The sequence below is a fragment of the Galactobacter valiniphilus genome (assembly GCF_003575975.1).
In the GTDB taxonomy this organism is placed as follows: Bacteria; Actinomycetota; Actinomycetes; order Actinomycetales; family Micrococcaceae; genus Galactobacter; species Galactobacter valiniphilus.
This window is the reverse complement of sequence record NZ_QQXK01000052.1, coordinates 1-3,732: the sequence shown is the minus strand read 5'-3', so window position 1 is coordinate 3,732 and position 3,732 is coordinate 1. Positions and strand designations below refer to the sequence as shown.

The following is a 3,732-nucleotide window of genomic DNA, read 5'->3' as shown; positions in this document are numbered from 1 at the left end:
ACGAGACCGCCTACGCGAAGACCACGTCCGCTACCCTCGCGGAAGCGGCATAACCGAACCGACACCGTGTCCACGATTGAGGGTCAAGGCCCGTGCAGTCCGAGACTGATCTCCTGGACAGTTTCGTCGCCGCTCGGTTCGGCGGTGAAGAAGCCGACGAGGTCACCGCCGTGGTGGACCTGCCAGAAGTGTGAGGGCCACTGGTCGGGGCTGATGAACTCCTCGTAGTCGTCACGATCGGCGGTGGTGTCGTAGAAGTCGTAGGGGGCTGGGTACTTCCAGGTGTCTGCGATGACGTGTGCCGACTCCACGGTCATCGGTGTGAAAGTCAGTTGCTGTGCCCACTCGTCGGGATCTGTGCCGGAAGCCATGCATGCCAGTCTCCCGTCCGTTGGGGTGATCCGGCAACGAATTTGGATCCTCCGCAACGCGCGCCATTCGGCAGATGATCGATGTCACGCGCCTGTGGTGGGGGTGTGGTGGCGGGCTCGGGTGTGGGCGAGGCGGTAGGAGTTGGTGCCGGTTTCGATGATGGTGGCGTTGTAGGTGAGTCGGTCGACGATCGCTGCGCACAGGCGGGGGTCGGTGAAGGTGTCGGTCCAGGCGGAGAAGGACTGGTTGGACGCGATCGCGATGGCGTTCTTCTCCTCGCGTTCGGTGAGGACCTGGAACAGCAGCTCGGCTTCGCGCCGGTCGAGTTCCATGTAGCCGAGTTCATCAATCACGAGGAGGTCGACGCGGCCGTAGCGGTTGATGGTCTTGGTGAGTCGCTTCTCGTCGGCGGCTTCGACTAGCTCGTTCACGAGCCGGGTGGCGAGGGTGTAGCGGACGCGGTAGCCCTGTTCTGCGGCGGCGGATGACGGAGACCTCGCCGAAGTCGACCTCGGCCTCGGCGCCGGGGGGCGTGGTCCTGCGGCACCATCGCTTCCACCCGGCGCATCACCGGTCAGGCCAATGGCTCCAGGGTGCCGAGCACCTCGTTGAAGGCCTCGGTGCTGGACGGGTGGGTCCAGATCCCGTCGCGCAGGTCGGAGACCTTGGCGCCCAGCCGGATGGCCAGGGCGACCATGTTGACCAGCTCCTGGGAGTCGATGGAGAAGATCGTCGCGCCGAGGATCTCTTGGCTGTCGGCGTCGACGAACAGCTTGAACAGGCCGTGGGTCTCGCCGACGATCTTCGGCCGGGGCATGGCGGCGATCTTCGCCACCTCCTTCTTCGCCATCAGGACGTTGCGGCCGGACTTGCGGGCCTGGGTCTCGTCCATGCCCACCATCGACAGCGGCGGGGTGATGAAGGTGGTGTTCGGCACCGCCACGCGGTCGCTGCGGCGGCGCGTGCCCTGGCCCATCACCGCGTCCCACACGATGCGGTTGTCGTCCAGCGAGATGTAGGTGAACTGCGGGCCGCCGTTGACGTCGCCCACCGCGTACACACCGGGGACGCTGGTCTGCAGCTGGTCGTCCACGACGACGAAGCCCCGCTCGTCCACCTCGATGCCGGCGGCCTCCAGGCCCAGCTCGCCGGTGACCGGCACGCGTCCGGCGGCCACCAGCACGGCCTCGGCCACGAAATCGCCCTTGGTGGTGTGCACCACGGCGTGTGTGCCGTCGTCCAGCGACGTGGGCCGGACGCCCAGCTCGATGGTGACGCCCATGTCGAGCAGGGTCTGCCTCACGGCCTCGGCCACGTCCCGGTCGACGCGGGGAAGGAACTCCTCGCCGCGGTCGAGGATGGTGACCGTGGAGCCGAAGTGGGTGAACATGCTAGCGAACTCGAGCCCAATGAAGCCGCCGCCCACGATCACCAGCCGTTCGGGCAGCGGGTCGATGTGCTGGATGGTGGTCGAGTCGAACACCCGCGGTGAGTCGAAGCCGGGCAGGTCGACGCGGCGCGAGGTCGCACCGGTGCCGATCACCACGGTCTCGCCGGTGAGCTCCACCTGGCCCTCGGCGGTGTCGACGACGACCGTCCGCGGGCCGGTGAACCGGGCGGTGCCGTCCACCAGGGTGACGCCCGGCTTCTCCAGCATCTGGTGGTTCGCGGCGTTGAGCGTGCCGATCAGCGCGTCGCGGCCGGCGACGGCGGTGCGGAAGAACTCCTGCGGGTCGTCGGAGTCGCGACGCTCCTCCGCCGAGACGACGAGGTCCTTGGTCGGCACGCAGCCGATGTTGATGCAGGTGCCGCCGTACATCTCGGGCGAGCGCTCCACCAGCGCCACGGTCTTGCCGGCGGCCGCGAAGCGCCCCGCCAGGGTCTTGCCTGCCTTGCCCCAGCCGATCACCAGCAGGTCAACGTCCATCACAATTCTCCTTCGCGTAGGCACGCTCTCGCTCGCAACGCTCGCAATCCACGAGGTGCGGGATTTGCCGGTGGGCATCCTTCCAGCGGCACCGCTGAGATGGAAAGCCAACTGCTGACATCGCTCTGCTGGTCGGAGCCACGGCAGGTTCAACCGGTCGTCGCAACACCGGCTTCTTCCAAGGATTGTAGTTGCTCTTCGAAGACCTCGGCCGGTGTTCTCCAGCCGAGGGTCTTGCGGGGGCGGCTGTTTATGGTGTGGGCCACGGCTTCCAGATCTTCTGCTGTCCAGCGGGACAGGTCGGTGCCCTTGGGGAAGTACTGACGCAGCAGCCCGTTGGTATTCTCGTTGCTGGGCCGCTGCCATGGGCTGTGGGGGTCAGCGAAGTAGACCTTCGTGCCGGTCTCCAGGGCGAAGGTGGCGTGAGCGGATAGTTCCTTGCCGCGGTCCCAGGTGATGGTCTTGCGCAGCTGCTGCGGCAGAGCGGTGATCGACGCGGCGAGCGCGCTGTTCATCGCGACCGCACCGTAGCCGCCCAGCGAGGGGCCGTTCTTGACCGGCGGCGTCTGGCCCCAGCACTCCAAGCGAGGCAGATGGACCAGGATCGCGGCGTGGCTGTGGCGTTCGACCAAGGTGCCGATCGCGGAGCGGCCGGTGCCGATGATCAGGTCGCCTTCCCAGTGTCCGGGAACAGCCCGATCCGCGGCCTCCGCGGGCCGTTCGCTGATCACGACATCGGCGGTGACATGGCCATGGGGCTTGTTCCGCGAACGCTCACGCGGCGAGCGCAGAGCCCTGCCGGTGCGCAGGCAGGTCACCAGGTCCCGCTTCAGCGCCCCGCGGCCCTCGATGAACAGTGACTGGTAGATCGCCTCGTGACTGATCCGCATGGACTCATCATCACCGAACTCGATGCGCAGGCGGTGGCTGATCTGCTCCGGGCTCCAGGCCTTCGACCAGCGACGGTCGGCCCGGTGGGGCTTGTTCAACCCTTTCCAGACTGGCGTGTCTGGGCCGTTGACGGTGCGGCCGTCAGGGTGGGTGACCTTGCCGGCGAGCCGGTCCTGGACGTAGTCACGCAGCCGCGGGTTGGTCACCATCTTCGCTTCTTTGGGCCTCTTGGCGGCCTCGTGGGCTTTCCACTGGGCGACCATGGCTCGGTATTCGAGTTTCCCGCCTCGGGTAGCGGCGTTGCGGCGCAGCTCACGACTGATCGTGCCTGGATCACGGCCCAGAGCCCGGGCGATGGTGCGAACCCCCTTGCCCTGGGCCTTCAGGATGGCGATCTCCTCACGCTCGGCGAAGCTGAGATATCGGGCTCATCGCAATTCGGGGTGTAGGTGGGGTCTGAATCCTCCGGCTTCGAGGAGTGCGCGGGCGATGTAGTTGGTGAGGTTGCGGAAGCCGAGGGCCAGGCCACGCAGGTGCTCGAG

2 protein-coding genes and 2 pseudogenes are annotated in these 3,732 nt (G+C 67.0%); all 4 read right to left on the bottom strand.

Annotated elements, in window-relative coordinates; translation table 11 throughout:
* Positions 1–83 precede the first annotated feature (83 nt).
* Positions 84–371 carry a hypothetical protein gene (locus tag DWB68_RS15520; RefSeq protein ID WP_147391714.1) on the bottom strand — a complete coding sequence of 96 codons (288 nt, stop codon included), beginning with the start codon at positions 369–371 and terminating at the stop codon, positions 84–86.
* Positions 372–455: 84 nt separating this feature from the next.
* Positions 456–857: pseudogene (locus DWB68_RS15515) on the bottom strand (ATP-binding protein); the annotation flags it as partial.
* 89 nt (positions 858–946) lie between these two features.
* Positions 947–2,299: an FAD-dependent oxidoreductase gene (locus DWB68_RS15510; RefSeq protein WP_119426021.1), complete on the bottom strand. Its 1,353-nt coding sequence runs from the start codon at positions 2,297–2,299 to the stop codon at positions 947–949.
* Positions 2,300–2,448: 149 nt separating this feature from the next.
* A pseudogene (locus DWB68_RS15505) lies at positions 2,449–3,615 on the bottom strand (IS30 family transposase); the annotation flags it as partial.
* Positions 3,616–3,732: the final 117 nt, after the last annotated feature.

Coding starts and splice junctions, on each gene's coding strand:
- DWB68_RS15520 (WP_147391714.1), bottom strand. CDS start 371: ATGGCTTCCGGCACAGATCCCGACGAGTGGGCACAGCAACTGACTTTC.
- DWB68_RS15510 (WP_119426021.1), bottom strand. CDS start 2,299: ATGGACGTTGACCTGCTGGTGATCGGCTGGGGCAAGGCAGGCAAGACC.